This is a genomic window from Stenotrophomonas sp. NPDC047960, assembly GCF_043204395.1.
Taxonomy (GTDB): Bacteria; Pseudomonadota; Gammaproteobacteria; order Xanthomonadales; family Xanthomonadaceae; genus Stenotrophomonas.
On the sequence record NZ_JBIDBX010000002.1, the window covers coordinates 437601 to 462783 of the forward strand.

Sequence of the window (25183 nt, forward strand, 5' to 3'; positions counted from 1 at the left end):
CCTGGTCAAAAGGCCATCTGAACGAAAGCCTTCCCAAAAGCTAATGGCTGCTTAACTAACTGCTAATTCGTCCTTAATCCAGCCCGGCCAGCATGCTCGCCATGTCCTGGATCCCCACTTCCTCCGCTGTGACCTTCCCGTCCCTCCTGCCGCGGTCGCAGGTAGTGGTGGGCCCGCAAGACCCCAGCCGCCGCGATGTGGAGCAGTTCATCGCCCACGTATATCGTGAACGCTACGGTGCCACCCTGCACGCGTACCTGCCTCACCTGCTCGCGTTCAGGGATGGACAAGGGCAGCTGGTGGCAGCCGTCGGACTGCGCTTGGGCAGTGAGGGGCCGCTGTTTGTCGAGCAGTATCTCGATGAACCGGTGCAGGCACTGCTATCCCACCGGGAAATTGCCAACGTAGGCCGCGACCGCATCGCCGAGATCGGCAACTTTGCCGCCACCGCCCCCGGCGTGGCACGCGAGCTGATTGTCCGTTTGACCGCCATGCTGCATGCCGCACGCGTGCGCTGGGTCCTGTTCGCGGCCACCCAACAGCTGCGGAACACCCTCGACCGACTGCATCTGGTGACGGTGGAACTTGGCGAAGCAAGCCCAGAGCGACTCACCGGCGATGCATCTCCATGGGGCAGCTACTATCAGGCCCGGCCGAAGGTGGTCTGCGGGAATGTCGCGGCTGGACTCGCGCTCTTGCATCAAGCGAGAAAGCACGATGCACACGCCGAGACAGGTCCTGATCCGTCTCTGCAGGCCATGGTGGGGGCGCAATGAACGCGCCGACCTCTTCCCTGCTCCACGGTCTCGGTGGGCGGAAGGCACGAGTGCTCACTTCCAGTGTGGAAATCGGCGATGAGCAGATCCGGCAGCGCGCATTGCGGTTGGCCAGTCGGCTGGTGCAGCAAGGCATCGACCGCGTGGCAAGCCAGCTGGACAACGGCATTCATTGGCTGGTTCTCGATCTTGCCGTGCGCGAGCTCGGCGGGGTGCATGTCCCGTTGCCGACGTTCTTCTCTTCCGAGCAGATCACTCATGCCCTGGAGTCCAGCGGCGCCCAATGCGTTGTCACCGCCAGCGGTGCGCCTGCGCCAACGAGCAGCAGGGGCGCACTGGGGACCTTGGATGGCGGCATGCTCGCCCAGTGGCGGACCGATCCGGCGACGTCGGTCGACCTTCCCACTGGCACCGCATGCGTGACCTACACCTCCGGCACGACCGGCCGCCCCAAGGGCGTGTGCCTGTCGGCCGACACGCTGCTTACGGTCGCCCGTTCACTGGTGCAAGGGTCATCGGCGATTGCACCGCGCCGCCACCTCTGCCTGATGCCTCTCTCGACGCTGTTGGAGAACGTTGCCGGGTTGTACGCAACGCTGCTGGCGGACGCGCAGATCGCGCTCCCTTCGTTGGCGGAGATCGGTTACACCGGCGCCTCGGGCTTGGACGTGCCGACGCTGTTGCGGTGCCTGCACCGGTATCAGCCGGAGAGCATCATTCTGGTGCCCCAGCTGCTACTGGCGGTGGTGATGGCCGCCGAAAGCGGTGCTCCTCTGCCGACCTCGCTGCGTTATATAGCCGTCGGCGGTGGGCGCGTGGGGCCGGCGTTGCTTGCGCGGGCGCGCGCTCTGCGGCTGCCGGTCTTCGAAGGCTACGGGCTGACCGAATGTGCCTCGGTGGTCTGCCTCAACCAACCCGGCTCCAGCCGGGACGGCAGTGTCGGCAAAGCGCTTCCGCACGCTCGCATCGCCATTGTCGATAATGAAATCCAGGTCGAGGGGGCACGCGCACTGGGCTACCTGGGTGCAGAGCCACTCCCCGAAGGCCCCATCCGTACGGGTGATCTGGGCCGCGTAGACGGCGACGGATTCGTCTTCGTCACAGGTCGCCGCAAGAACGTCTTCATCACCGCGTTTGGCCGCAATGTGTCACCCGAGTGGGTGGAGAGCGAGCTGCTCTCCCATCCGGACCTTGCCCAAGCGGTGGTGTGGGGCGAAGCACAGGCCGACAACGTCGCCGTACTCGTCCCGCGTCGCGCCGACCTGGACGACGCCGCCCTCGCCCGCGCCGTAGCCGAGGTCAACGCAGGCCTGCCCGACTACGCACGCGTCTCGCGCATCGTGCGCGCTCCGGCGCCGTTCTCCGCCGGCACCGGGCTGCTGACCGCCAACGGACGCCTACGTCGCGACGCCATCCTGTCCCATTTTCAGGCCGAGGTCGATGCGAGCTATCGCCGTCCCGCCTCCGTTCCTTCCACGGGAGTATCCGCATGAGTTTCCATTCCGAACTGCTCGCCCAGACCCAGCAGGAACGCGCCACCCTGATCTCCGTGCCGATCATCCAGTCCGCGCTGGGAGGCCAGATCGCCCGCGAAGACTACGTCGCATTTCTCGGGCAGGCGTACCACCATGTCAGGCACACCGTCCCGTTGTTGATGGCCTGTGGGGCGCGTCTGCCGGCTCGGCTTGAATGGCTGCGCACGGCCATCGGCGAATACATCGAAGAAGAAATGGGCCACCAGGAGTGGGTGCTGGACGACTTGGCGGCCTGTGGTGCCGACCGCGCCGAAGCCGCCGCCAGCCTGCCCTCACTGGCCACCGAGCTGATGGTGAGCTACGCCTACGACACCATCCACCGCGGCAACCCGGTCGGCTTCTTCGGCATGGTGCTGGTCTTGGAGGGAACCAGCGTGGCGCTGGCCACCCGTGCGGCCAACACCATCCAGACCTCGCTCGACCTGCCGCGCAATGCCTTCAGCTACCTGTTGTCCCACGGCGACTTGGACATCGAGCATGTCGGCTTCTTTGAAGGGCTGATGGACCGCCTGGACGATCCGGGGGATCAACAGGCCGTCATCCATGCCGCCCGGCGCTTCTACGTGCTGTATGGCGACATCTTCCGCACGCTGCGTCAGGACGGCGTGCGCTGGGCGGAGGCCGCGTGATGAATCTCGCCGGCAGGACCGTCATCGTCACCGGCGCGAGTGGCGGCATCGGCGTGGCGCTGTGCCACGCGTTGGTCGAGGCGGGCGCCTCGATCATGGCCGTCGGGCGCAACCGCAGCCGGCTCACCACACTTGCCGCGGCGCTACCGGCCGGGCGCGTGCACATCGTGGTCGCCGACCTGTCCACGTCTCCGGGCCGCTCGCACCTGATCGCCGCAATCCGCCAGGCCAACGTGTCCCCCTCAGTGCTGGTGCTGGGCCACGCCCAAAGCGCGTTCGGCCTGTTTGAGGACCAGCACCCCGATGAACTCGAACGCCTGCTGCAGACCAACCTGGTCGGCTCTGCCCTGCTCATCCACGCCCTGTTGCCGATGCTGCGCCGCCATGAACAGGCCAGCGTGGTTGCCATCGGCTCCACCTTCGGCAGCATCGGCTTCGCCGGCTTCGCCACCTACAGCGCCAGCAAGTTCGGCTTGCGCGGCCTGATGGAGGCGCTCTCCCGGGAGCATGATGGCACCGGCCTGAGCTTCCAGTATCTCTCTCCACGCGCCACGCGCACCGCCTTCAATACGCCTGCCGTCGATGCGCTCAATGCCGAACTCAAGGTGGGCAGCGATGCCCCGGAGGCCGTGGCCAGTGCGCTTGTACACGCCATCGTACAAGGCGATCGGCGCCGGCAGCTTGGCTGGCCGGAAAAGCTGTTCGCCCGCATCAACGGCATGTTCCCCGCGCTGGTCGACCGCAGCCTGCGTGCCCAGCTTCCCATCATCAGGCGCCACGCCTCTAAAGCGCAGCCCATCCAAGAGGACTCCTCCCATGAAGCAACGTCACGGTAAATCCATGTTCATCCTGCTCATCAGCGCGCTGGTCATGTTGGTCGGGATTGCCTGTGCCGCCGAACCAGGAACGCCCATGACGGTGGCCCAGCTGCGTGACCGCTGGGCCCAGATCAACTACCAGACCAGCAAGTCGCAGCGACAGACCGCGTTCGAGGCCTTGGCCAGCCAGGCCGCAAAGACCCGCCAGACCGAGCCACGTAATGCCGGCGCACTGATCTGGGAGGGCATCGTCCTCTCCAGCCTCGCCGGCGAGAAAGGTGGCATGGGGGCGCTCAGCCTGGTGAAACAGGCCCGCGCCGACTTCGAGGCCGCGCTGAAGATAGATCCCAACGCACTGCAGGGTGCGGCGTACACCAGCCTGGGCGCACTGTACTACCAGGTGCCGGGGTGGCCATTGGGATTCGGCAATGACGAAACCGCAGCGGCCATGCTCAAGAAGGGCTTGGCCATCGACCCCAACGGTATCGATGCCAACTACTTCTACGGCGATTTCCTGCGCGACCAGAAGAACTGGCAGGGCGCCCAGGCCGCGCTCGAGAAGGCGATAGCTGCACCTGCCCGGCCCGGCCGGGAAGTCGCCGATGCCGGCCGGCGTGCTGAAGCGACCGCCAAACTCAACGAGGTCCGAAGCCACCTTGCCAAGTGAATCCGGGACGACGAGACTGCCCGCATGCGCATCCTGCTCGCCGAAGACGACGCGTCACTGGGGGAAGGCATCCGGACCGCCCTGCGCCGAGCGGCATACGCCGTGGACTGGGTGCAGGATGGCGCCTCTGCGCTGACCGCCATCGGCGACGGCGACATCGACCTGGTCGTGCTGGACCTGGGTCTGCCACGGATGGACGGGATCGACGTCATTCGCAAGGTGCGTGGAGCAGGTGGAAACGTGCCCATTCTGGTCCTCAGCGCCCGCGAGCGGGCGTCTGACCGTACCCTTGGACTGGACGTGGGTGCCGACGACTATCTGGGCAAGCCGTTCGACACCCCCGAGCTGCTCGCCAGGGTGCGCGCCCTGCTCCGCCGCAGCGCAGGCCGTGCGAAACCGACGTTGGAAGCGGGTGCGCTGAGCCTGGACCCGGCCCGTCTGACCGCTGTCTGGAAAGGGCACACGCTGGACCTGACCCGCAGGGAGTTCGCCCTGCTGAGACTGCTCATGGAACAACAGGGCAGGCCGCTTGGGCGCGAGACCATCCAACAGCACCTGTATGGCTGGGATGAGGACGTGGCAAGCAATGCCGTCGATGTGCACGTCCACCAACTGCGCAGGAAGCTGGATCCAGGCATCATCCGCACTGTGAGGGGGATCGGCTACGCCTTGGGCGACCCCTCGGATGCGGCCGCATGACGTCCATCCGTCGCCGCCTGCTGGTCGTGTTGCTGGGGGTGCTCTCCCTGCTCATGCTCCTGGCGGCCGGTCTGAGCTACCGGGCCGGGTTGCAGGAGGCGGGGGAGATGTTCGACGCCCGGCTGGTGCAGTCCTCACGGGTGCTGTTGAGCCTGGTGGACGAGCCGCTCAGCGATTTGAGCGCGTTTCCCGGCGACCCGATCGTCCTGCGAGGCTGGCACGGTCGCGCTGAGGGCGTGGGCGAGGAATTGGCCTTCAAGGACGGACATGCCTACGAGAACAAGCTGGCTTTTCAGATATGGACGCCGGAGGGTCGCCTGCTGCTTCGATCAGACAGTGCACCCACTGCGCCAATGGCGAGTTTGTCGCCGGGCTACGCGGATGTCGACATAGAGGGGGCGCAGTGGCGCACCTTTACGTTGCGCTCGCCACAGGGTCGATGGTTCCAGTCCGCCGAGCGCTCGGACATCCGCCGGGAACTGGCCGAGGACATCGCCATCGGCACGCTGTTGCCGCTGTTGTTCGCGCTTCCGGTAATGGTCTTGGTCATCTGGCTGACGGTCGCGTGGGCCACGCGCTCGTTGCGGCAAGTCTCCACTGACATCGGTGAGCGTGCCCCCGACCGAATGACGCCTTTGGATGACACCAAGCTCCCGGAGGAAGTCCACGGCCTGGTTCGCGCGGTGAACGAGCTTCTGCAGCGCCTTGATCTCGCGCTGGCACGCGAGCGCCGCTTCATCGCAGATGCAGCCCACGAACTGCGCACGCCGATCAGCGCAGTGAAGGTTCATGCAGACAACGCGCGCCTCGCCACGCTTGATGAAGAACGCCAAGAGTCACAACGTTTGCTTGCCCGAGGGGTCGAACGCGTTGAGCGCCTGGTAGCACAGCTGCTGTCGTTGAGCCGAACCGAGCGCGGCATCGGAAAGGATGCGCTTCACAGACTGAGCCTTGACGCCCTGGTGAGCAACGAAGTCGAGGAGCTCAGGGCCTTGGCAGCTTCCAAAAGTCAGGTCGTGAACCTCGTTCTGGACAAAGCGGACGTATTCGGCGACGAGTTCTCGCTGGCCTTGCTGGTTCGCAACCTTGTCGAGAATGCCATCCGCTATACCCCCGAGCACGGGGTCGTAGTGGTGTCTACCGAACAGACGGGCGAGCAATGCGTTCTTACGGTCGAAGACTCTGGACCCGGCATTCCCAATGAGCTGCAGGGCCGCGTCTTCGACCGTTTCTACCGGGTGGTCGGAAGCGGCGCGGAGGGAAGCGGATTAGGCCTGTCGATCGTCCAGGAGATATTGGAAGCACATGACGGAACGATCACGCTTGGTACTTCGCAGTGCCTTGACGGGCTGAAGGTGACGGTTCAACTACCCTCCAGAGCACGGCAGCCGAGGTAGCCCGGGTGTAGCCTGCAGATGCATGACCTTCGCCCCCATCATCGGCGCCCGAAACAACGATGCTTCAACCTCCCGCCATTCATGATCGGACACGTGATGATTCATAGAGAATTTCACCGAAGCCAGCGCGGCGGGTGGTTGCGCGCCGGCGTCCTGGGTGCGAATGACGGGCTTCTTTCGACCAGCAGCTTGATCGTCGCAATGGTCGGCGCTGGGGCAGCCCCGCACACCGTCCTCATCACTGGACTGTCTGGACTTCTTGCCGGCGCGCTTTCAATGGCGGCTGGCGAGTATGTATCAGTCAGCTCGCAGGCAGACGCGGAGAACGCCGATACAGAGAAAGAGCGCGGCGAGTTGACCAACCAGCCCGATGCAGAGTTGCTTGAACTGACCACCATTTACGAAAAGCGAGGACTTGGCCACCAGCTGGCCGCGCAGGTGGCTCGCGCGCTGACTGCGCATGATCCCTTGTCGGCTCACCTGAGAGATGAGCTTGGGATACATGAGCTCACCAAGGCCAGACCCTTGCAAGCCGCAGCCGCCTCTGCAACTTCGTTCGTGCTCGGAGCGCTCCCACCCGTCCTTTTAGTGCCATTTCTGACCCACGGCAGTCTGGCAGCGGCGGTGGTGGCCCTGACCCTGGTCATCTTGGGCTTCCTGGGCGCGATTGCAGCCAAGCTCGGCGGTGCATCACCATTGCGCGGGACTGCGCGCGTGATGATCTGGGGCGCCATCGCGATGGGAAGCACGTACGCGATTGGCGTGTGGTTCGAAACGCTGACCACAAGCTGATGCTGTCGCCCACACAGGCTGTAATGTTCGCCGACACTGTGGTGGGCCCACCAGGATTCGAACCTGGAACCAAAGGATTATGAGTCCTCTGCTCTAACCGTTGAGCTATAGGCCCTGCGCAGTTGCACAGTGTAGTGGAGGCGAAGCGGGCGCTGCTACTGTGTCGAGCGGAAGCAGGACGCGCCACGCCCCACTCCAGCGCTTTGGTCGAGCGCTTGGGCCTCGGCCCGCTTGACGGCGCCAATCCGGAATGGCGCCAATGGCTCGATCGGCGCGGCAAGGTACCGGGCTGGACTGGGCAAAAGCGATCTTCGGTTGGGGTCATGCGTTACCGCGCCGATGGGCGGGGTCGGCGGTCGTTTGGGAACCGACCCTACCCCCCTGCATCTTGTGTGCCCGCGTCCGACGCGCCGGCGCGATGCGGGGATCACGTTCCGTCCATTGATGGCGGCAGCCCATGAAAAAACCCCGCCGAAGCGGGGTTTTTTCATTTACGCGACTGCCTGGAGATCAATCGATGTCCAGGAAGCTGCGCAGCTGCTCGGAGCGGCTCGGGTGGCGCAGCTTGCGCAGCGCCTTGGCTTCGATCTGGCGGATGCGCTCGCGGGTGACGTCGAACTGCTTGCCCACTTCCTCGAGGGTGTGGTCGGTGTTCATGTCGATGCCGAAGCGCATGCGCAGCACCTTGGCTTCCCTCGGGGTGAGGCCAGCCAGCACGTCACGCACGGTTTCCGACAGGTTGATGTTGGTGGTGTTCTCGATCGGGGACTCCACGTTGGTGTCCTCGATGAAGTCGCCCAGATGGGAATCCTCGTCGTCGCCGATCGGGGTTTCCATCGAGATCGGCTCCTTGGCGATCTTCATCACCTTGCGGATCTTGTCTTCCGGCATGTCCATTTCCTTGGCCAGCTCCTCCGGCGTGGCCTCGCGGCCGTACTGCTGGAGCATCTGGCGGGAAATGCGGTTCAACTTGTTGATCGTTTCGATCATGTGCACCGGAATACGGATGGTGCGCGCCTGGTCGGCGATCGAACGGGTGATGGCCTGGCGGATCCACCAGGTCGCATACGTGGAGAACTTGTAGCCGCGACGGTATTCGAACTTGTCCACGGCCTTCATCAGGCCGATGTTGCCTTCCTGGATCAGGTCGAGGAACTGCAGACCGCGGTTGGTGTACTTCTTGGCAATGGAGATCACCAGGCGCAGGTTGGCTTCGACCATTTCCTTCTTGGCCTTGCGCGCCTTGGCTTCGCCGTAGGCCATGGCCCGGCTGATTTCCTTCAGCTCTTCCAGCTCCAGCGAGGTGTTCTTCTCGATGTCGATGGTGGCCTGCTGTTCGGCAATGATCTGGTCCTTGACATCACGCAGCGCCGAGGACCACTTCTGCTTGCGCTTGAGTGCGTCTTCCACCCATTCCAGGTTGGTCTGGTTGCCTTCCCACGAACGGATGAAATCCTTGCGCGGCATGCGGGCGGTCACGGTGGCCAGGTTCAGCACGCGGCGCTCGTGGCCCTTGATGTCGGCCATCACGTCGCGCAGCTGCTTGACCAGCACGTCGGTCAGCGGCAACGGCAGCTTCAGGGTGACGAACACGGCGGCCATGTCGTCGCGCAGCTTGGTCAGCGGCTTGCGGTCGGCCTTGGTCGCTGCCTTCTTGAAGGCAGCGTAGGCGGCCGCCAGCTCGGCCATGCGGCGGGCAACTTCTTCCGGGTCCGGACCAGTCGGACCGGCTTCTTCTTCAACGGCGTCGCCGTCGTCTTCGTCTTCGTCGGCATCGGCATCGGCGTCGTCGCTGGTGTCTTCGGCCACGACCGGGGCGGGCACTTCTTCCACCAGGTCGTTGAAGCCGACGATCACTTCCGCCAGGCGCTTCTTGCCTTCCTTGTGCGCTTCGTAATCGGCCAGCAGCGATTCCACCGACACCGGGAAGGTGCCGAGTGCCGCCTGGACCTGGCCCAGACCTTCCTCGATGCGCTTGGCGATGGCGATTTCGCCTTCGCGGGTCAGCAGCTCGACAGTACCCATTTCGCGCATGTACATGCGCACCGGGTCGGTGGTGCGGCCACCTTCGGTGTCGAGTGCGCTCAGCGCGGCGGCAGCTTCTTCGGCCGCGGTGTCATCGACTTCGCGGTTACCGGTGTTGCCGTCGTTGAGCAGCAGGGTTTCGGCATCGGGCGCCACTTCATGGACATCAATGCCCATGCCGTTGATCATGCCGATGATGTCTTCGATCTGCTCCGGGTCGACAATGTCGTCGGGCAGGTGGTCATTGACTTCGGCGTAGGTCAGGTAGCCCTGTTCCAGGCCCTTGCTGATCAGAAGCTTGATGTCGTTTTGCTGGGCAGGACGTTCGTTGGCCATGTAGTGCTCGCGCCACCGGCAGGGATAGGGAATAGAACCTAGCATTATACCAGCCCAGCGCCCTTCAGGCCCGGGCGGTGGTCCCGGGGTCAGGGTCTGAGCAGGAAGGTCACCGGACCGTCGTTGATCAGGCTGACAACCATATGGGCGCCAAACTGACCGGTTTCCACCCCTGAAACGTGCTTTTGTCGACAGATCGCCACCAATCTGTTGAATCCACGTTCAGCCTCGTCAGGCGGCGCGGCGGTACTGAAGCCCGGACGCATCCCGCTGGCCGTGTCCGCGGCGAGGGTGAACTGGCTCACCAGCAGCAGGCCGCCCCCTGTGTCCCCCAGGGATCGGTTCATTTTCCCGCTCTCATCTGCAAACACACGGTAACCAAGCAGGCGATCGGCCATCCGCTGGATCTGGGCCTCGGTATCGCCCGGCTCCATGCCTACCAGGGCCAGCAGCCCGGGGCCAATCTGCCCGACCACGGCCTGGTCCACGCTGACGCTGGCCTGGGTAACGCGCTGGATGAGGACGAGCATGGGGGCATTCCAGAGTGAACAAGCGCCCTACCTTAGGGGTTGGGTGCGCGCACCGGCTAGACTTTGCTCCGATGAAACCGCAAACCACCGCCCGCCTGGCCTACCGCGCCGCCGCTTTGTTCACCCGCCTGCCCTGGTCGTGGCTGCGCGGCTTTGCCCATGGCCTTGCCGGGCTCTGGATCGCCCTGGACGCCCGCGAGAGCCGGGTCACCCGGCGCAACCTGGAGCTGGCCTACCCCGAGCTGTCGGCCGAGGACCGCGCCGCGCTCCACAAGGCGGTGCTGCGCTCGACCGCGCTGCAGGCAGTGGAAACCTTGCGCCTGTGGACCCGCCCGCGCGAGCAGAACCTGGCGCTGCTCACCGAACGCCATGGCGAGGCGCTGTACGACGCCGCCCTGGCCAGCGGCAAAGGCGTGATCGTGGCCGCCCCGCACTATGGCAACTGGGAGCTGCTCAACCAGTGGCTGGCCTCGCGCGGACCGATCGCCATCGTTTACAAGGCCCCGGACGAAGCCGTGGGGGATGAATTCCTGCAGCTGGTCCGGGGCGGCAGCAACGTGCAGCAGGTCCGAGCCGAAGGGCCGGCGGTGCGCCAGCTGTTCAAGGTGCTCAAGGACGGGGGTGCCACCGGCATTCTGCCGGACCAGCAGCCCAAGGCCGGCGATGGCGTGTTCGCCCCGTTCTTCGGGGTGGAAGCGCTGACCATGACCCTGGTCAACCGGCTGGCCGAGCGCACCGGGGCCACGGTGCTGTACGGCTGGTGCGAGCGTACCGGGCCGGACATGCAGTTCGCCCTGCACATCACGCCGGCCGACGCCGCCGTGGCCGATCCTGACCCGCGCACGGCCGCCCGTGCGCTCAATGCCGGGATCGAGGCGATTGCCCGGCGCGATCCGGCCCAGTACCAGTGGACCTACAAGCGTTACACGCTGCGCCCGCCGCACAGCGGTGAAGTGGACCCGTACGCGACCGAGGAACATCCCCACTAGAGGCCGCCGCACCGGGCACGATACTGCGTCGCGCCGGCCACGATTGAATCGGCACCTTCCGACCCCACTGTGAAACCACGATGTCCCCCACGGCCCCTGCCATGTCCCCAGTTGCTTCTTCTCCGTTCGGCGACCCGGCCGCGATCCGCTGCGAGCGCGCGGTGGCCGAACTGCGCGCCGGCCGCCCGGTCGTGATCGATGACGGCCAGGGCCAGCGCCTGGCCTTCATCGCCCTGGACAGCAGCACGCGCAGCAGCTACGCCGCCTTCGCCGGGGTGGCCGCCGGGCAGCATTACCTGTTCCTCACCGCCACCCGCGCACGGGTGCTGGGCGTGGCCGCCGACGACGGCGCGCGGGTGCCGCTGGCCGGGGTCGACTTCGATGCCCTGCCCTCGCTGAGCTACCTGCGCGATGCCAAGCCGATGCCGGCCGGGTGGTCCGCCGGGCAGGCCCTGGACGAAGGCGCGGTGGAAATCGCCCGGCTGGGTCTGCTGCTGCCGGCCATGGTCGGGGTGTTGCTGGCTCCCGGTGATGCCCGCTTTGACAGCTGCGCGCAGGTGTCACTGTGCGACCTGGCCCAGGGCGCCGAGCAGGCCGCGCATGCCTACGAGTTGGTGGCGCGCTCGCCGGTGCCGCTGCGCGACGTCGGCATGACCGAATTTGCCGTATTCCGCGGCGGCGTGGCCCAGCGCGACCAGGTGGCGATCATTGTCGGCACTCCGGACCTGGGCGGCGTGGTACCCGTGCGCGTGCATTCCTCGTGCCTCACCGGCGACCTGTTCGGCTCGCTCAAGTGCGACTGCGGCGACCAGCTGCGGCGCGGCCTGCGCAAGCTGAAGGAGCTGGGCGGCGGCGTGCTGCTGTACCTGGACCAGGAAGGCCGCGGCACCGGCATTGCCGCAAAGATGCGCGCCTATGGCTACCAGCATGATGGGCTGGACACGATCGATGCCGATGCGCAGCTGGGGTTTGGCGCCGACGAGCGCCGCTATGGCAGCGCGGTGGCGATGCTGCAGGGCCTGGGCGTCCAGCGCGTGCAGCTGCTCAGCAACAACCCGACCAAGGCCCAGCGCCTGCGCCATGCGGGGATCGAGGTGGTGGACTGCGTGCCGGTGACCGGCGACATCACCGCCGAGAACGAACACTACCTGCGCACCAAGGCCGAGCGCGCCGGCCACCTGCTGGACGTGGATGCGTTGATCCAGGCCGCGCAATAGCGCGCGCCAACCTGCTACCGTCTGCGCGACGGGCGCAGCCGACCTGATGCGGACGCCCGGCATGTTTCCTCCTGCCGAGTGCCCGCCTTGTCCGACCCGTTCCCCGCCCCGTTGCCGACCCCACCGCCCCTGCCCGAGCAGGGCACGTGGCAGCCGCTGCCGCTGCGCGCGGCCACCATCGCCGGCGTGGCCGGCGCAATCACCGGTGCGATCCTGATCGGCGGCGTGCTGGGCACGCTGTGGGTGGTGTTGGACATGCCGATGCGCTGGATCGCAGGCCCGGCGATGCTGCTGCCCGGCGCGCTGATCGGCGGCTTCTTCGGCTTCCGTCGGCAGCGGCGCACCTGGTGGCGACTGGATGCGCAGGGACTGGGCGTGCGCCGCGACCTGATGTGGCAGCTGGAAACCCGGGTACCGCTGTCGCGCGTGCAGCACCTGGACCTTCGCCGGGGCCCGATCGAACGCACCGCGCAGCTGGCCACCCTGGTGGTGCATACCGCGGGCAGCCGCTTCAGTGCGGTGTCGCTGGCCGGGCTGGACCACGCCGACGCCGAGCGCCTGCGCGACACGCTGGGCCGCCAGCTGGACCAGGACGATGACGCCCTGTGAGCACGCCCCTGGCTGACCACGACGCGCCCGACCAGCGACTGCATCCGTGGTCGTGGTTGTTCGTGCTGCTGATGCAGCTGCGCCAGTTCCTGCTGCCGCTGGTCGCGCTGGTGGTGTTCGGTGGCCGCGGTGACAGTGACGAAGAGGAGATGTGGTCAAACCTGGCCGCGCTGGTGGTGATCGTGGTGCTGGTGGCCGTTTCCATCCTGCAGTACCTCACCTTCCACTACCGCATTGGCCGGGATGCGATCAGCGTGCGCAGCGGGGTGATTTCGCGTAACCGCCGCGAGATTCCGTTTGCGCGCATCCACAACGTGGTGGTGCACCAGAACCCGCTCCACCGGCTGTTCGGGGTCGCCGAGCTGCGCCTGGAATCGGCCGGCGGCAATCGCCCGGAAGCGGAAATGCGCGTCCTCAAGCTGGAACAAGCGTTGGCGCTGGAACAGCTGGTGCGCCAGCGTGGACAGCAGCAGGCTGGCACCAGCGACGCGGCAGCAGTGAACGCGCCTGCCGGGCCGGCCGAGGATGTACTGCTGCAACTGGGTATGGCCGATGTAGTGCGCATCGGGCTGCTGTCCAATCGTGGCTGGGTGGTGGTACTGGCCGCGATCGGTGCGTCGTATCAGTTGTTTCCACGGGGTGCGGTCGACGACGCCATCGAGTACGGCGGCCGCCAGGCCTTCGGCTACGCCAGCACCCTGCACCCGGCCACCTGGGTCTGGGTGGTGGCGGCACTGGTAATGGTGATCGGGTTCTGGGGCCTGCTGCGGGTCTTCTCGGTTGCGATGGCGCTGCTGCGCTATCACGGTTTCCGTCTGACCGAACACGAGCGCCGCCTCACCGTGGCCAGCGGGCTGCTCACGCGCATGCGCACCAGCGTGGCGCGCCGGCGGATCCAGGCTTGGACGCTGCGCGAATCCGCGCTGCAGCGCTGGTTCCAGCGCCGCCACCTGCGCATCGATATCGCCGCGGGCGTTTCAACCGATGGCGAGCGCCGCGACCTGCGCGAGCTGGCGCCACTGGCAACACCCGAGGCCTGCGACGCGCTCGTGCAGCACCTGCTGCCGCAGCTGCAATGGCCACCGGCGCAGTGGCGGCCGGTGCCGCAGCGCGGATGGTGGCGGCTGTGCCTGCCGGCATTGATGGTCGTGCCGCTGCTGGCTGCCGGTGCGGTGTGGGAGGTGGGGCCGTGGGGCATGCTGGTGCTGGCGTGGCTGCCGTGGTCGGCACTGCGTGCGCACCGCACGATGGCGCGCATGGGCTACCACCTGGATGCGCGTTACGTGGCCGTACGCGGCGGCTGGTGGCAGCGCTGGTGGCGGTTTGCCGAGCTGGACAAGCTGCAGTCGCTGCGGTTGGCGCGATCGCCGCTGGACCGGTGGCTGGGCACGTCCAGTGTATGGCTGGATACGGCCGGGGCCAGCGGCAGCATGGCCTTGTGCCTGCGGTATCTGCCGGAGGCCGAAGCGCGGGCGGTGTTCGAACAGCTCAATACTGCGTTGGGGACGCGTCGGCTTCGGTGGTGATACGTGGCCCCGCAGGGCGGGTTACGTGCGCAGGATCATGGCTTTGACACGCATGGCGGGTTACGTGCACAGGGTCATGGCTTTGACACGCATGGCGTGTCATTACGATCCTTGGTCGCTCGGGATGAGGGTCGAACGGTGTTGTCAGGTCGCAAGCGTTGCGTAGCGACACGCCATGCGTGTCCCACGTGGTGCCGGAAATCTCTACCGCCGTGACGGGCCCCAGTATCCCAGGTCTTTGCGGATCTGCAGGCCACGTGTCCAGGCGCCGAACGGCTTGCGCTTCAAGCTGCCCAGCTCGCCGGCCAGGAAATCCTCCGTGGCGGCGATGACGCGCTCGCTGGAACGGCCATCGCGCCAGGGATGGATGTCGTCGGCATAACGAACGATCTCCGCCATCAAGGCCGGTTCCGGGTGCAGCGCGCGTGCGAGCTTTGCCGGCAGCTGGGCCGGATCATCGAAGTCGATCATATGCGGCTGCGGCACGCGGTTGCGGAAGGTCACCACCGGTTTGTGCTGCACCACGAACTCGGACACGATCGAGGAGGTGTCTGACAGCAGCACATCTGCCGCACGCTGCGCGGCCATTACCTGTTCCGGTTCGATGAAGGCTGCGTTGGCACCGGCCAGCGCGCGGTAGCGGGCGAACAGCTCCGGCGGGCACTTGGGGTGCAGGGTCAGCAGCCAGTAGTGCCCGCCGCGGGCGATGTCGGCGGCGATCTGCTCGTAAAGGTGCGGCGCCGCGCTCAGGCGCTCGGTGAAGGTGGAGCCGAACAGGATCACCGGCCGTCCCTGCGCCGGCGCGCGCAGCGCCGCGCTGGCGCCGCCATCGTCGAGGAACAGCGGGTCCAGCTTGGGCCAGCCGGTTTCGGCCACGGCAAAGTGGCCCTCGCGCGCGGCCAGCTCGCGGAACGGGGTGGTGGTGGCCGGGCCCTGCGTGCAGTACAGGTCGAACAGCCCGCGCACGCGGAAGTGGCCACGGGCGCTGTCGCGCTTCTGCACGTTGAAGCCATGAAAGACCTGCACCTTGGCCCCGGCGATGAACGGCGGCACCCAGTTGGCTGCACTGAACACCGCGCGCGGGCGCAGCGCCAGCGCCTGCTGCAGGCCGACGTTGGGCACGCCCGGCAGGCTGGCCCCGGCCGCCCCGTCGGCGAACCACGCCGACACTGATTGACCGGAAGCGTGCAACGCCTGGGCCAACGGGGCGAGAATAGGCAGCGCATAGCGCTCCGTCGCAAACAGCAGGTACTCGGCCATCATGTCCTCCACGACCGCTCCCGTTGAACGGCCTCGCATCTCGGCCTGCATTATCGCGTTCAATGAAGCCGACCGCATCGGCGATTGCCTGGCCTCGCTGGCGTTCTGCGATGAGGTGATCGTCGTGGACTCGTATTCCACCGATTCGACCGTCGCCATCGCCACCGCCGCCGGGGCAACGGTGCTGCAGCGGCCGTTCGACGGCTTCCGCAGCCAGAAGGCGTTCTGCGTGGAACAGGCTGCCCACGACTGGGTGCTGTGCCTGGACGCCGACGAGCGCATCAGTGATGACCTGCGCGCGGCGATCCAAGCCGCCCAGGCCGGCGGCTTTGCCGGCCACCACGGTTACCGGTTCGCGCGCCTGTCAGAGTATTTCGGCAGGTTCCTGCGCCACGGCAATGCCTACCCGGATCGGGTACTGCGCCTGTTCGACCGCCGCCACGGCGGCTGGCGCGGCACGCGCGAGATCCACGAAGCCGCCAGTGTCGATGGCAGCGTGGGCACGCTGCGCGGCGATCTCATCCACTTCCCCTACCGCTCGCTGGAACAGCAGCTGGCCAAAACCCAGCGTTATGCGCGGATGATGGCCGAACACGAATTCGCCCGCGGCAAGCGCGCGACATTGGCCAAGCTGGTGCTGGCGCCGGCGTGGCGGTTCTGGCGGGGGCTGCTGCTGCGCGGCGGCTTCCGCGATGGCTGGCACGGGTTGGTATATGCCTATGTGCGCGCCAACTACGTCCGCCAGAAGACCATCATGTTGTGGATACTGCAGAACGGCCAACCGGTGAGCGACCCGCCGCGTGGCGGCGACGCCAGCTGAACACCGGTATGTCAGACTTCAAGGGCGTTTGACCAAAGGCCCCCATGAAGATCCTTTACACCAACTTCCACGCCGGTGACGGCGGTGGGCACACCACCTACCTGGCGTCGCTGGCCCGAGCGCTGTCGCCGCGCCACCAGGTGTTCATGGCCGCCCCGGCCGGCAGCCGGGTGCTGCGGGTGGTGCGCCAGGAAGGCATCGCCGAATCGGTGGAGATCGCCTTCAGCAGCGGGCTGGCCACGCTGGGCCGGCAATGGGCGGACCTGCGCACCCTGCGCAGGCTGATCCGCGAACACGCCATCGACATCGTGCACGCCAATGGCGCGCGCGATCACCGGGTGGCAATGGAAGCGGTGGCCGGGCTGTCGAAGCGGCCCAGGCTGGTATTCACCAAGCACAACAGCAAATCGAGCAATACGTTCGGCAATGCGGTGCGCGCGCGCTGGGGCACCGACCGGGTGATCGCCGTGTCCGAACACACCCGGCAGATGCTGCTGAAAAGCCCCTACCGGCGCTGTCCGATCGATGTGGTGCGCAATGGCGTGGACCTGCAGCGCTTCTCGCCGGTGGCGGCCACCGACGGTGCGGAGCTGCGGGCCCGCTGGACGCACGATCCCGATGCGCTGGTGCTGGTGAGCAATGCGGGCACCGATGGCCACAAGGGCTGGATCGACCTGGCCCGTGCCATCGCAACCCTGCCCGAGCCCCTGCGCGGCAAGGTGCACATGGCCGTGGCCGGCCGCGAGCCGGACCCGCACCTGGTCGCTGAAGTCGGGCAGCTTGGGGTGGCCGGGCAGGTGCATTTTGCCGGGCTGCTGGAGGACATCCGCCCGTTCGTGGCCAGCGGCGATGCGGGATTCGTGCTGTCCTACGATGTGGAAACCATCTCATTTGCCTGCCGCGAGATGATGGCGATGGGCAAGCCGGTGATGGTCAGCGATTACGCGGGCTTGCCCGAGAACATCAGCCACGGGCACAACGGCTGGATCGTACCGGTGCGGAATGTGGCCGCGATTGCTGCGCAGGTCACCACGCTCTACGAATGGCGCGGTGACCTGGCGCGGATCGGGCTGGCGGCGCGGGAGCACGCTGTCGAGGCATTTGGACTGGAGACGTTCAGTCGGTTGACCGAGGCCTCGTATGAAGCGGTTCTGCGAGGGACGGAAGGTTCTTCGCTGAAGGCAGCCGACTGACCGTCGGCTCTACCGGTTTTCGCCGCGCAGGCGCAGGGGGTCGGACAGGGCCAGGAAGAAGGCGATCCAGGTCGCGTAGAACGAGGCGGTGCGCATGTCGCGGAACATCATTTCGGTCAGGCCGAACACCGCAAAGCCAACGCAGATCATCAGGCCCGCGCCGGCGAACAGGCGGCTGGGCCGGTCGGTCACCCCCAGCCGCAGGCGTCTGGCAAACACCCAGCCCGGCGCGATGTACAGCAGCACCAGGCCCAATCCGCCCAGCACCCCATAGGTGGCCAGGAAGTACAGCAGGTCGTTGTGGGTTTCGCCGAAGTCCCGCGCCACCGTACGGGTGACCTGCTTGGCCTCGGCCAACTGCGCCAGTTCCTCGCGGAAGCGGTCGCCGCCGCCCACGCCGAACACCGGCTCGCTGCGGATCATGTGACCGGCTGCGCTCCACAGCTGCAGGCGGATGCATACCGACGTATCGGAGAGATGCGCCACCTGGCACTGGTCGAATTCGCTCACCCCCAAGTGGATGCGCTCACGCATGGAGGCGTCGCTGGCCACGATGATGCCGGCCACGCCCAGCAGCAGCGCGGCGGCCAGGACCTTGAAACGGTTCATGCGCCGCCCCTGGACCAGCAGGGCGATGAACAGGAAGAACGGAATGGCCAGCAACCCGCCGCGGGTCTGGGTGGCCAGGAAGGCCCCCATTCCGGCGATGCCGCTGACCAGCTTCAGCGCGAACTCGGTGCGGCGGAAACGGGTGATCCGCAGGCCCAGCAGGAGGAAGGAAATGACCGAGAACAGCAGGGTCAGGTCGCCGTAGGTGACGGCATTGAACTGCCGGGTCTGCGGTCGCGCCCCGGTGCTCAGCACCAGCCAGGCCACGTTGATCACTGCGTACCAGATGCCGCCGAGCAGGCCGAACGCCGCATGCGCCAGGATGTGGCGCGGCATGCGCAGCAGCGCCGCCAGGATCAGGCCGACGGAGAGCAGGCGCACCGCCTTTTCAACCTCGGAGCCTTTCCAGAGGCCGTGCACCCCCAGGCTGACCAGCACGCCCACCAGCATCACCGCCATGCCCAGCACCATCCACAGGTACTCGCGGCGGTTGTCGCACCAGGTACTGCCGGCTGCAGGATGGCGCACCCAGGCCAGCGTGATGAAACTCAGCAGCACCAGCCCGTAGTAGCCGGCGCTGCCGCCATCCATGGTCGACATCAGCAGGATCGGCGAAAGACCAAGCGCTACCGTGAACACCCATGCCAGGACAGGGTTGACGCCGGCAGGACGGGAAAGCGCGTTGGTCACGGTCAATGCGGTTCGGGCGGAGCGGCCGGCATTGTCGCTGATCGGTCGGGAATGATCCATGAGCGGACGGCTAGTCTTCGCCGTCTTCCTTGCCCTGCTCCAGCCGCATCCGGGCCAGGTCCACCGCACTGGGCTTGCAGGGGCCGACAAAGGCGCTGGCCGGCACCAGCCACCAGCCGCGCCGATTGGCCACGCCTACCCGTTCGGCCTGCGACCGGTCCACGCAGGCCAGCAGGGCGGCCTGCTGTACCAGCAGCCAGCGCCGCTCGGGCGCCTGCGCCTGCCAGGCCGCGCCGTCCTGCAGCTGGCGGTACCAGCGCCGTTTGAACCCGAAGGTGCGTACCGGGCGGTCGGACATGAGCAGGTTCTGCTCTTTCCAACCGACCAGGCCCAGCTCGGCATCGGGGCCGATCCGTTCGCCCACCTGGTGCATCAGCCCACGCGCGGAACTGGAATCATTGAACAGGGGGTAGCCCACCAGCCCGTAAGCCACCCAGGCCATGGCCAGGATCGAGATCACGGCCAGGTGGAAATGGCGCGGCCCGCTGAAGACCAGGCTTACCACGCCCCAGCTGCCCAGTGCGATGCCGACCCAGCCCAGCGCGGCGGTCACCGACGCATCGATCCCCCGTTCGAGGATGAGCTTGCGCTCGAATCCTGGCTCGCCGCCCAGCATCGCCACGCCCGCCCCCAGCAGCGCCACGGTCAGCAGTGCAGCGAATCCGCCCAGCACCCACTGCACGTCGCGCCGGCGCAGCAGCCCCGGCAGCAGCGGCGCCAGGGCCAGACAGAACATGGGCAGCGCCGGCAGGATGTAGACATCGCGCTTGCCATGCGGAATGGAGAAGAACAGCACGATCAGCAGCCACCAGCCGAGCAGCAGCAGGTAGCGCGGATCGCGCCGGCGCAGGCGCCGCCACCAGGCGGCGATCGCCCACGGCACCAGCAGGAAGGCCGGGATCCACATCGAGGGCATGGTGGCCAGGAAGTACCACCAGGGCTGGTGGTGGTCCCAGGACTGGGCATAGCGCTTGGCGGTCTGCCGGAACAGGATGTCGTTCATGTAGGCGCGGTATTCAGCCGAGCCGCTGCCAGTGGCGGCCAGCACCATGGGCACCAGCCACAGTGCGATGGCAGCCAGGAAGGCCAGTGGCCCCACCCAGAACCGCCAGTCACGCAGGTCCAGCCGCACCCGTGGCCAGCCCATCGCCACGGCCGCAAGCGCCGGCACCAGCATCAGCAGTGCCAGCACGCCCACGCCCTTGGTGATCACCCCCAGTCCGGCGGCAAACCAGCCCAGCCACCACCAGCGCCACGCCGGGCCGCAGAGCAGATGGCGCAGCAGGCCATAATTTGCCACGGTGATGAAGAACACCACCAGCGGGTCGATCTGGGCCTTCTTGGCCTGGAAGGTGAAGTGCACCGCAAACAACAGCGCCCAGGCCGCATACAGGCCCACCTTGCGGGTCCACAGCCGACGCCCGAGGTCGTACACGCAGGCCAACGTGCCCAGCGAGGCGAGCAGGGTGGGCAGCAGGAAGGCCAGCCGCCAGTCGCGCAGCAGGGTGTAAAGCGTGGCCTGCAGCCACATCAACATCGGTGGCTTGTCCGAGTACAGCTCGGTGCCGCGGTGCGGGAACAGCCAGTCGCCACTCAGCACCATCTGTTTGGCCACCAGCGCAAAGCGCGGCTCATCCGATGGCCACGGGTCGCGCATGCCCAGCCCGGCCCCCAGCACCAGCAGGGCCATCAGCGCAAGCAACCAGAATTCCCGGGATTCGCGTGTCTTCAGCATGGGCGCGATTCTAACGGTGCAGGGTCAACCCTTCTTTAGCAGACGCGCATAGAAGAAGCCGTCTGCACCGTGTTCGCCCGGCAGTCGCTGGCGCCCGGCCCAGGAATCGTGACCGTAAGCGTCACCCAATGGCAGGAATCCCGCGCCCCGGGTGCGCTGCAGGAACGCCTCGACCTGGAACTGGTTCTCTTCGCGCAGGATCGAGCATGTCGCATACAGCAGCGTGCCGCCCGGGGCGAGCATGCCGAAGCAGGCATCCAGCAGGCGCGCCTGCAGCGCGACCAGCGCCGGAATATCGGTGGCGCGGCGGTGCAGCAGCACGTCCGGCTGGCGGCGGATGATGCCGGTGGCCGAACACGGGGCGTCCAGCAGGATCACGTCGAACGGCTGCCCGTCCCACCAGCTGGCCGGGTCAGTGGCATCGGCTGCTCGAACCTGGGCGTGTTCGCCCACCCCGGTGCGCGCGAACGTTTCGCTGATGCGCTTGAGCCGGCGCGCATCGATGTCCAGCGCCAGGAGGCGCAGGCTGGGGTAGCGTTCGAGCAGGTGCGCCGACTTGCCGCCCGGGGCGGCACAGGCATCAAGCACGCGCGCGCCCTTGGGCACCGCCAGCGCATCCGCCACCTGCTGGGCCGAGAGGTCCTGCACCGAAAGCGCCCCGTCGGCGAAGCCGGGCAACGCCGAAACCGCCACCGGCACTGGCAGGCGGAGTGCATCGGCGCCCAGTTCGCTGGCCTCGGCGGCGATGCCAGCCGCGTCCAGCCGCTCCAGCATCGCCTCGCGGCTGCCGTGCTGGCGATTGACCCGCAACCACAACGGCGCCGGCTGCAGGCTCGCACTGAAGATGGCGTCGGCCTGCTCGGGCCAATCCTGTTCAATCTGTTCGGCCATCCACTGCGGGAAGGCATCGCGCGCCGGAAGCGGCGGAATGCCATCGCGCTGGGCGCGGCGCAGCAGGGCGTTGACCATCCCGGCCTGGCGTTCCTTGCCCAGCGCGCGGGCGGCGTCGACCGTGGCCGAGAGCGCGGCATGGGCCGGCAGCTCGAGCGCATCGAGCTGGGCAAAGCCGACCAGCAGCAGCGCGCGCAGTTCATCCTCGCGCACGCTCAGCGGGCGCTGCATCCATTTCGCCAGGGCCGCGTCATAGGCGGTGCGCCGGCGCAGCACGGCAAAGCACAGCGCTTCGAGCAGGGCGCGGTCGCGGCTGTCGTCCAGGCTGGGCAGCGCGGTAGCCAGTTCAGCCTTGAGCGAACGGCCGCGGCCAAGGACCTGGGCCAGCACGCGCGCGGCGAGCACGCGCGTGGGTACACCCGGGGCCAGGGCGGACAGCGCAGGGGACGGCTTGTTCTGGCGGGGCTGTGCCATCTCAGTTGCCTGCGACCAGGTCGCGGCGGGCGTTGAGGTAATCGGCCGACGTAATCGCCTTGCCCCCCTCGCGCTGCAGCACGCGAAGGCGCAGGGCGCCTTGGCCGCAGGCGATATCGATGCCATCGCGGCCAGCCGCCAGCAGGGTCCCCGGCGCCTTGCCATGGTTGTCTTCCAGCGCCACCGCGCCGTGGATGCGCACCCGTTCGCCGGCCAGCTGCGCTTCGGCGATCGGCCACGGGTTGAAGGCGCGCACGGTGCGCTCCAGCACCTGCGCATCCTGCGCCCAGTCAAGCCGCGCTTCGGCCTTGTCCAGCTTGTGTGCGTAGGTCACCCCCTGCTCGGGCTGCGGCTGGGCGATCGGCTTGAGGCCGGCGCGCAGCAGGCCCAGCCCGTCGGACAGCACCTGAGCGCCCAGCTCGGCCAAGCGGTCGTGCAGCGAACCGCCCAGTTCACCGGCCTGGATCGGGGTGTGCTGGCGCAGCAGCACCGGGCCGGTGTCCAACCCGGCCTCCATCTGCATCAGGCACACGCCGGTTTCGGCGTCACCGGCCTGGATGGCACGCTGGATCGGCGCTGCTCCCCGCCAGCGTGGCAGCAGCGAGGCATGCACGTTCCAGCAGCCGTGGGTCGGAATGGCCAGGACCGCCTTGGGCAGGATCAGCCCATAGGCCACCACCACCAGCAGGTCCGGCTGCAGGTCACGCAGCTGCTGCTGGGCCTCGGCGGTCTTCAGCGATTCGGGCTGGAACACCGGGATGCCGCGGGCGATCGCCTCCAGCTTCACCGGCGAGGGCATCAGCCCACGGCCGCGGCCGGCCGGACGGTCGGGCTGGGTGTACACGCCCACCACCTCATGGTGGCGCGCGGCGGCACGCAGCGAGGCGACGGCGAACTCAGGCGTTCCGGCAAACACAATCTTCATGGCGTTCCCACTTGCAGAAAGAAAAACGGCGCCGGGGCACGGCGCCGAACATCCGGTCGGGCAGCGCGGGCAGGCCGCACCGCCACGTCCGTGGCCAGGTCAGGCAACGTGCCTGCGCGACTTGGCCAGCTTCTTGCGGACCATCTCACGCTTGAGCGGAGACAGGTAATCAATGAACAGCTTGCCGTCCAGGTGATCCATCTCGTGCTGCACGCACACGGCCAGCAGGCCGTCGGTGGTCAGCTCCTGGGCCACGCCCTGGCGGTCCAGGAACCGCACGGTGATGGTGTCGGCGCGGGTCACGTCGGCAAAGATGCCGGGCACCGACAGGCAGCCTTCCTGGTAGACCTGGCCGCCTTCGCTGGCCACGATCTCCGGGTTGATGAACACCCGCGGGGTGTCCTTCTCCTCGCTGACGTCGATGACCATGAAGCGCTTGTGGACGTCGACCTGCGACGCAGCCAGCCCGATGCCGGGGGCCTCGTACATGGTCTGGAACATGTTGTCGATCAGTTCCTGGAAGGCCGGGGTGGTCACTTCGGCGGCGTCGATCAGCGCAGCCTTGGTCCGCAGGCGCGGGTCCGGGAACTCGAGAATGGGCAGGATAGCCATGGCAAATACCGTTGGGGGGCGCCCTTAAAGCGGCGTACGTCGCAATTCTATCGCCAACGCTTGCCTTGCGCCCCGGTTTCTGGACTATAGTGCTCGAACCTGTTGGGGAATCAGGCACCACACCTATGTTTGAAAGAACTCGTACGGTCGTCGCCGTCGCGATGCTGACCGTCGCTACCTATGCTACCGCCGTTGAAGTGAATGGCGGGCACCCGGAAACCTACGTCGTCCAGAAGGGCGATACCTTGTGGGACATTTCCGCGCGCTTCCTTAAAAAGCCGTGGTTGTGGCCGGAGATCTGGCAGGCCAACCCGCAGGTCAAGAACCCGCACCTCATCTACCCAGGTGACGTGCTGAGCCTGGCCTATCTGGACCGCGTCGTGGCCCAGCCCGGCCCGCGCCAGGAGGCGCCGATCAATGCGATCCCGCTCAGCCAGGTCGAGCCCTTCCTGAAGCAGCTCAGCGTGGTGGACGAGATCGATTCGTTGCCCTACGTGGTTGCCCTGGAAGACAACCGCCTGCGCGCCACCACCGGCCAGACCGCCTACGTGCGGGGACTGGAAGGGGCACAGGTCGGCCAGCGCTGGGCCGTGGTCCGACCCACCGTGCGCTACACGCTGCCCAAGCCGACCGAGGACCTTACCGCCAACGGGGATGTCACCCCGGGCAGCGGCAACCTGTGGAAAAACTTCGTGGCCGCGCCCAGCAAGCGCCACGAGATGCTGGGCTATGAGCTTGCGCAGCTGAACGTGGGCACGGTGGTGAAGCTGCCCGATGAGAAGTCGGAAGTGACCTCCATCACGCTGCAGGGCCGGACCGACGGGCGTGAAGTCCGCGCCGGCGATCGTCTGGTGCCGGTGGAAGCCACCCCGTACGATCTGCAGTTCTTCCCGCATGCGCCGGCTGCCCAGACCGAAGGCCTGGATATCCGCGTGCTGGCAGTGACGGACATGTATCTGGCCGGCGGCCCGCGCGATGTCATCGCGATTTCGGCCGGCAGCGCCAACGGCATCGACAACGGGACCGTGGTTTCGCTGTGGCGCCAGGGGCGGCATGTGGCCCACCGCATGAAGTACCCAGGCTCCTCGCGCATGGACGACTCGCTCACCACCGGTGCCGGCCGCGTTTCCCTGCCCGACGAGTACGCCGCCCACGCGATGGTGTTCCGCACCTTCGACAAGGTCAGCTATGCGCTGGTGATGCAGGGCGTGAAGCCGGTCCTGGTCGGCTATTCCGCCAAGCACCCCGACGCGCAGTAACCCCGCCGGGTCGGCGCTGCCGACCCCACCACGCGGCAGGTACCGACGGTTGGTCGGTACACATTCTGACGCAACAACGCGACGGCGCCCCAGGGCGCCGTCGTCGCATG

Annotated in this window: 23 protein-coding genes and 1 tRNA gene; 15 read left to right on the forward strand and 9 right to left on the reverse strand. The window is 67.0% G+C overall.

Annotated elements, in window-relative coordinates; all coding sequences use genetic code 11:
• Nucleotides 1-101: 101 nt before the first annotated feature.
• From ACGFZ3_RS07600 to ACGFZ3_RS07635, 8 genes are all read left to right on the forward strand, one after another.
• The gene (locus tag ACGFZ3_RS07600; RefSeq protein ID WP_392918652.1) at nucleotides 102-776 is read left to right on the forward strand and encodes a thermostable hemolysin; all 675 of its coding nucleotides are present in this window, start codon (nucleotides 102-104) and stop codon (nucleotides 774-776) included.
• Nucleotides 773-2269, forward strand: coding sequence for an AMP-binding protein (locus ACGFZ3_RS07605; protein ID WP_392918655.1), 1497 nt, complete (start codon nucleotides 773-775; stop codon nucleotides 2267-2269). Before ACGFZ3_RS07600 ends, ACGFZ3_RS07605 begins: the two co-directional genes overlap by 4 nt.
• Nucleotides 2266-2940, forward strand: coding sequence for a TenA family transcriptional regulator (locus ACGFZ3_RS07610; RefSeq protein ID WP_392918657.1), 675 nt, complete (start codon nucleotides 2266-2268; stop codon nucleotides 2938-2940). Before ACGFZ3_RS07605 ends, ACGFZ3_RS07610 begins: the two co-directional genes overlap by 4 nt.
• Nucleotides 2940-3776, forward strand: coding sequence for an SDR family oxidoreductase (locus ACGFZ3_RS07615; protein WP_392918660.1), 837 nt, complete (start codon nucleotides 2940-2942; stop codon nucleotides 3774-3776). The genes ACGFZ3_RS07610 and ACGFZ3_RS07615 overlap by 1 nt, the downstream gene beginning before the upstream one ends.
• A 4-nt stretch (nucleotides 3777-3780) precedes the next feature.
• Nucleotides 3781-4425 carry a hypothetical protein gene (locus ACGFZ3_RS07620; protein ID WP_392918663.1) on the forward strand — a complete coding sequence of 215 codons (645 nt, stop codon included), beginning with the start codon at nucleotides 3781-3783 and terminating at the stop codon, nucleotides 4423-4425.
• 24 nt (nucleotides 4426-4449) lie between these two features.
• Complete coding sequence (locus ACGFZ3_RS07625) at nucleotides 4450-5124, forward strand: response regulator (protein ID WP_392918666.1); 675 nt, start codon at nucleotides 4450-4452, stop codon at nucleotides 5122-5124.
• A gap of 17 nt (nucleotides 5125-5141) precedes the next feature.
• Nucleotides 5142-6521, forward strand: a complete 1380-nt coding sequence (locus tag ACGFZ3_RS07630) for an ATP-binding protein (RefSeq protein ID WP_392918897.1) — start codon at nucleotides 5142-5144, stop codon at nucleotides 6519-6521.
• Nucleotides 6522-6617: 96 nt separating this feature from the next.
• On the forward strand, nucleotides 6618-7313 hold the full coding sequence (locus tag ACGFZ3_RS07635) for a VIT family protein (protein WP_392918900.1): 696 nt from the start codon (nucleotides 6618-6620) through the stop codon (nucleotides 7311-7313).
• Between the two features lie 39 nt (nucleotides 7314-7352).
• Here the strand turns inward: ACGFZ3_RS07635 and ACGFZ3_RS07640 are convergent.
• The 3 genes from ACGFZ3_RS07640 to dtd form a co-directional block, all read right to left on the reverse strand.
• Nucleotides 7353-7428, reverse strand: a tRNA-Ile gene (locus tag ACGFZ3_RS07640).
• Nucleotides 7429-7823: 395 nt separating this feature from the next.
• Complete coding sequence (gene rpoD / locus ACGFZ3_RS07645) at nucleotides 7824-9674, reverse strand: RNA polymerase sigma factor RpoD (RefSeq protein ID WP_392918668.1); 1851 nt, start codon at nucleotides 9672-9674, stop codon at nucleotides 7824-7826.
• An 89-nt stretch (nucleotides 9675-9763) separates the two neighbouring features.
• On the reverse strand, nucleotides 9764-10204 hold the full coding sequence (dtd, locus tag ACGFZ3_RS07650; RefSeq protein ID WP_392918671.1) for a D-aminoacyl-tRNA deacylase: 441 nt from the start codon (nucleotides 10202-10204) through the stop codon (nucleotides 9764-9766).
• 71 nt (nucleotides 10205-10275) lie between these two features.
• Between dtd and ACGFZ3_RS07655 the strand changes: the two genes are divergently transcribed.
• The 4 genes from ACGFZ3_RS07655 (at nucleotide 10276) to ACGFZ3_RS07670 (ending at nucleotide 14545) form a co-directional block, all read left to right on the forward strand.
• Entirely contained in the window at nucleotides 10276-11193 is a 918-nt protein-coding gene (locus ACGFZ3_RS07655; protein ID WP_392918674.1) for a lauroyl acyltransferase, read from the forward strand.
• Between the two features lie 80 nt (nucleotides 11194-11273).
• Complete coding sequence (ribA, locus tag ACGFZ3_RS07660) at nucleotides 11274-12410, forward strand: GTP cyclohydrolase II RibA (protein WP_392918677.1); 1137 nt, start codon at nucleotides 11274-11276, stop codon at nucleotides 12408-12410.
• Between the two features lie 87 nt (nucleotides 12411-12497).
• Nucleotides 12498-13019 carry a PH domain-containing protein gene (locus ACGFZ3_RS07665; RefSeq protein ID WP_392918680.1) on the forward strand — a complete coding sequence of 174 codons (522 nt, stop codon included), beginning with the start codon at nucleotides 12498-12500 and terminating at the stop codon, nucleotides 13017-13019.
• Complete coding sequence (locus ACGFZ3_RS07670; RefSeq protein ID WP_392918683.1) at nucleotides 13016-14545, forward strand: PH domain-containing protein; 1530 nt, start codon at nucleotides 13016-13018, stop codon at nucleotides 14543-14545. The genes ACGFZ3_RS07665 and ACGFZ3_RS07670 overlap by 4 nt, the downstream gene beginning before the upstream one ends.
• Nucleotides 14546-14749: 204 nt before the next feature.
• On the opposite strand, the gene ACGFZ3_RS07675 is transcribed toward ACGFZ3_RS07670, so the two are convergent.
• A complete protein-coding gene (locus ACGFZ3_RS07675) occupies nucleotides 14750-15808 on the reverse strand; it encodes a CDP-glycerol glycerophosphotransferase (RefSeq protein ID WP_392918902.1) in 1059 nt (352 codons plus the stop codon).
• Between ACGFZ3_RS07675 and ACGFZ3_RS07680 the strand changes: the two genes are divergently transcribed.
• Nucleotides 15807-16625 (forward strand): glycosyltransferase family 2 protein, encoded by an 819-nt coding sequence (locus tag ACGFZ3_RS07680; RefSeq protein ID WP_392918686.1) that lies wholly within the window; start codon nucleotides 15807-15809, stop codon nucleotides 16623-16625. The two genes, ACGFZ3_RS07675 and ACGFZ3_RS07680, sit on opposite strands and share 2 nt — an antisense overlap.
• Before the next feature lie 44 nt (nucleotides 16626-16669).
• Complete coding sequence (locus ACGFZ3_RS07685; protein ID WP_392918689.1) at nucleotides 16670-17818, forward strand: glycosyltransferase; 1149 nt, start codon at nucleotides 16670-16672, stop codon at nucleotides 17816-17818.
• A gap of 9 nt (nucleotides 17819-17827) precedes the next feature.
• Here the strand turns inward: ACGFZ3_RS07685 and ACGFZ3_RS07690 are convergent, their stop codons facing one another.
• The 5 genes from ACGFZ3_RS07690 to def all read right to left on the reverse strand — a co-directional run bounded on the left by ACGFZ3_RS07690 (nucleotide 17828) and on the right by def (nucleotide 23814).
• Nucleotides 17828-19177 carry an O-antigen ligase family protein gene (locus ACGFZ3_RS07690; RefSeq protein ID WP_392918692.1) on the reverse strand — a complete coding sequence of 450 codons (1350 nt, stop codon included), beginning with the start codon at nucleotides 19175-19177 and terminating at the stop codon, nucleotides 17828-17830.
• 10 nt (nucleotides 19178-19187) lie between these two features.
• A complete protein-coding gene (locus ACGFZ3_RS07695) occupies nucleotides 19188-20912 on the reverse strand; it encodes an ArnT family glycosyltransferase (protein ID WP_392918695.1) in 1725 nt (574 codons plus the stop codon).
• Between the two features lie 24 nt (nucleotides 20913-20936).
• Complete coding sequence (rsmB, locus tag ACGFZ3_RS07700; protein ID WP_392918698.1) at nucleotides 20937-22277, reverse strand: 16S rRNA (cytosine(967)-C(5))-methyltransferase RsmB; 1341 nt, start codon at nucleotides 22275-22277, stop codon at nucleotides 20937-20939.
• Between the two features lies 1 nt (nucleotide 22278).
• Complete coding sequence (gene fmt, locus ACGFZ3_RS07705) at nucleotides 22279-23202, reverse strand: methionyl-tRNA formyltransferase (protein ID WP_392918701.1); 924 nt, start codon at nucleotides 23200-23202, stop codon at nucleotides 22279-22281.
• Between the two features lie 99 nt (nucleotides 23203-23301).
• Nucleotides 23302-23814: a peptide deformylase gene (def, locus tag ACGFZ3_RS07710; RefSeq protein ID WP_392918703.1), complete on the reverse strand. Its 513-nt coding sequence runs from the start codon at nucleotides 23812-23814 to the stop codon at nucleotides 23302-23304.
• Nucleotides 23815-23939: 125 nt separating this feature from the next.
• On the opposite strand from def, the gene ACGFZ3_RS07715 reads away from it, so the two are divergent.
• Nucleotides 23940-25073, forward strand: a complete 1134-nt coding sequence (locus tag ACGFZ3_RS07715) for a LysM peptidoglycan-binding domain-containing protein (protein WP_392918706.1) — start codon at nucleotides 23940-23942, stop codon at nucleotides 25071-25073.
• Nucleotides 25074-25183: the final 110 nt, after the last annotated feature.

Bases quoted from the DNA above. Each gene is read 5' to 3' on its own strand.
- ACGFZ3_RS07600 (WP_392918652.1), top strand. From the start codon at position 102: ATGTCCTGGATCCCCACTTCCTCCGCTGTGACCTTCCCGTCCCTCCTG.
- ACGFZ3_RS07605 (WP_392918655.1), top strand. From the start codon at position 773: ATGAACGCGCCGACCTCTTCCCTGCTCCACGGTCTCGGTGGGCGGAAG.
- ACGFZ3_RS07610 (WP_392918657.1), top strand. From the start codon at position 2,266: ATGAGTTTCCATTCCGAACTGCTCGCCCAGACCCAGCAGGAACGCGCC.
- ACGFZ3_RS07615 (WP_392918660.1), top strand. From the start codon at position 2,940: ATGAATCTCGCCGGCAGGACCGTCATCGTCACCGGCGCGAGTGGCGGC.
- ACGFZ3_RS07620 (WP_392918663.1), top strand. From the start codon at position 3,781: ATGTTCATCCTGCTCATCAGCGCGCTGGTCATGTTGGTCGGGATTGCC.
- ACGFZ3_RS07625 (WP_392918666.1), top strand. From the start codon at position 4,450: ATGCGCATCCTGCTCGCCGAAGACGACGCGTCACTGGGGGAAGGCATC.
- ACGFZ3_RS07635 (WP_392918900.1), top strand. From the start codon at position 6,618: ATGATTCATAGAGAATTTCACCGAAGCCAGCGCGGCGGGTGGTTGCGC.
- rpoD (WP_392918668.1), bottom strand. From the start codon at position 9,674: ATGGCCAACGAACGTCCTGCCCAGCAAAACGACATCAAGCTTCTGATC.
- dtd (WP_392918671.1), bottom strand. From the start codon at position 10,204: ATGCTCGTCCTCATCCAGCGCGTTACCCAGGCCAGCGTCAGCGTGGAC.
- ACGFZ3_RS07655 (WP_392918674.1), top strand. From the start codon at position 10,276: ATGAAACCGCAAACCACCGCCCGCCTGGCCTACCGCGCCGCCGCTTTG.
- ribA (WP_392918677.1), top strand. From the start codon at position 11,274: ATGTCCCCCACGGCCCCTGCCATGTCCCCAGTTGCTTCTTCTCCGTTC.
- ACGFZ3_RS07680 (WP_392918686.1), top strand. From the start codon at position 15,807: ATGTCCTCCACGACCGCTCCCGTTGAACGGCCTCGCATCTCGGCCTGC.
- ACGFZ3_RS07675 (WP_392918902.1), bottom strand. From the start codon at position 15,808: ATGATGGCCGAGTACCTGCTGTTTGCGACGGAGCGCTATGCGCTGCCT.
- ACGFZ3_RS07685 (WP_392918689.1), top strand. From the start codon at position 16,670: ATGAAGATCCTTTACACCAACTTCCACGCCGGTGACGGCGGTGGGCAC.
- ACGFZ3_RS07690 (WP_392918692.1), bottom strand. From the start codon at position 19,177: ATGGATCATTCCCGACCGATCAGCGACAATGCCGGCCGCTCCGCCCGA.
- ACGFZ3_RS07695 (WP_392918695.1), bottom strand. From the start codon at position 20,912: ATGCTGAAGACACGCGAATCCCGGGAATTCTGGTTGCTTGCGCTGATG.
- rsmB (WP_392918698.1), bottom strand. From the start codon at position 22,277: ATGGCACAGCCCCGCCAGAACAAGCCGTCCCCTGCGCTGTCCGCCCTG.
- fmt (WP_392918701.1), bottom strand. From the start codon at position 23,202: ATGAAGATTGTGTTTGCCGGAACGCCTGAGTTCGCCGTCGCCTCGCTG.
- def (WP_392918703.1), bottom strand. From the start codon at position 23,814: ATGGCTATCCTGCCCATTCTCGAGTTCCCGGACCCGCGCCTGCGGACC.
- ACGFZ3_RS07715 (WP_392918706.1), top strand. From the start codon at position 23,940: ATGTTTGAAAGAACTCGTACGGTCGTCGCCGTCGCGATGCTGACCGTC.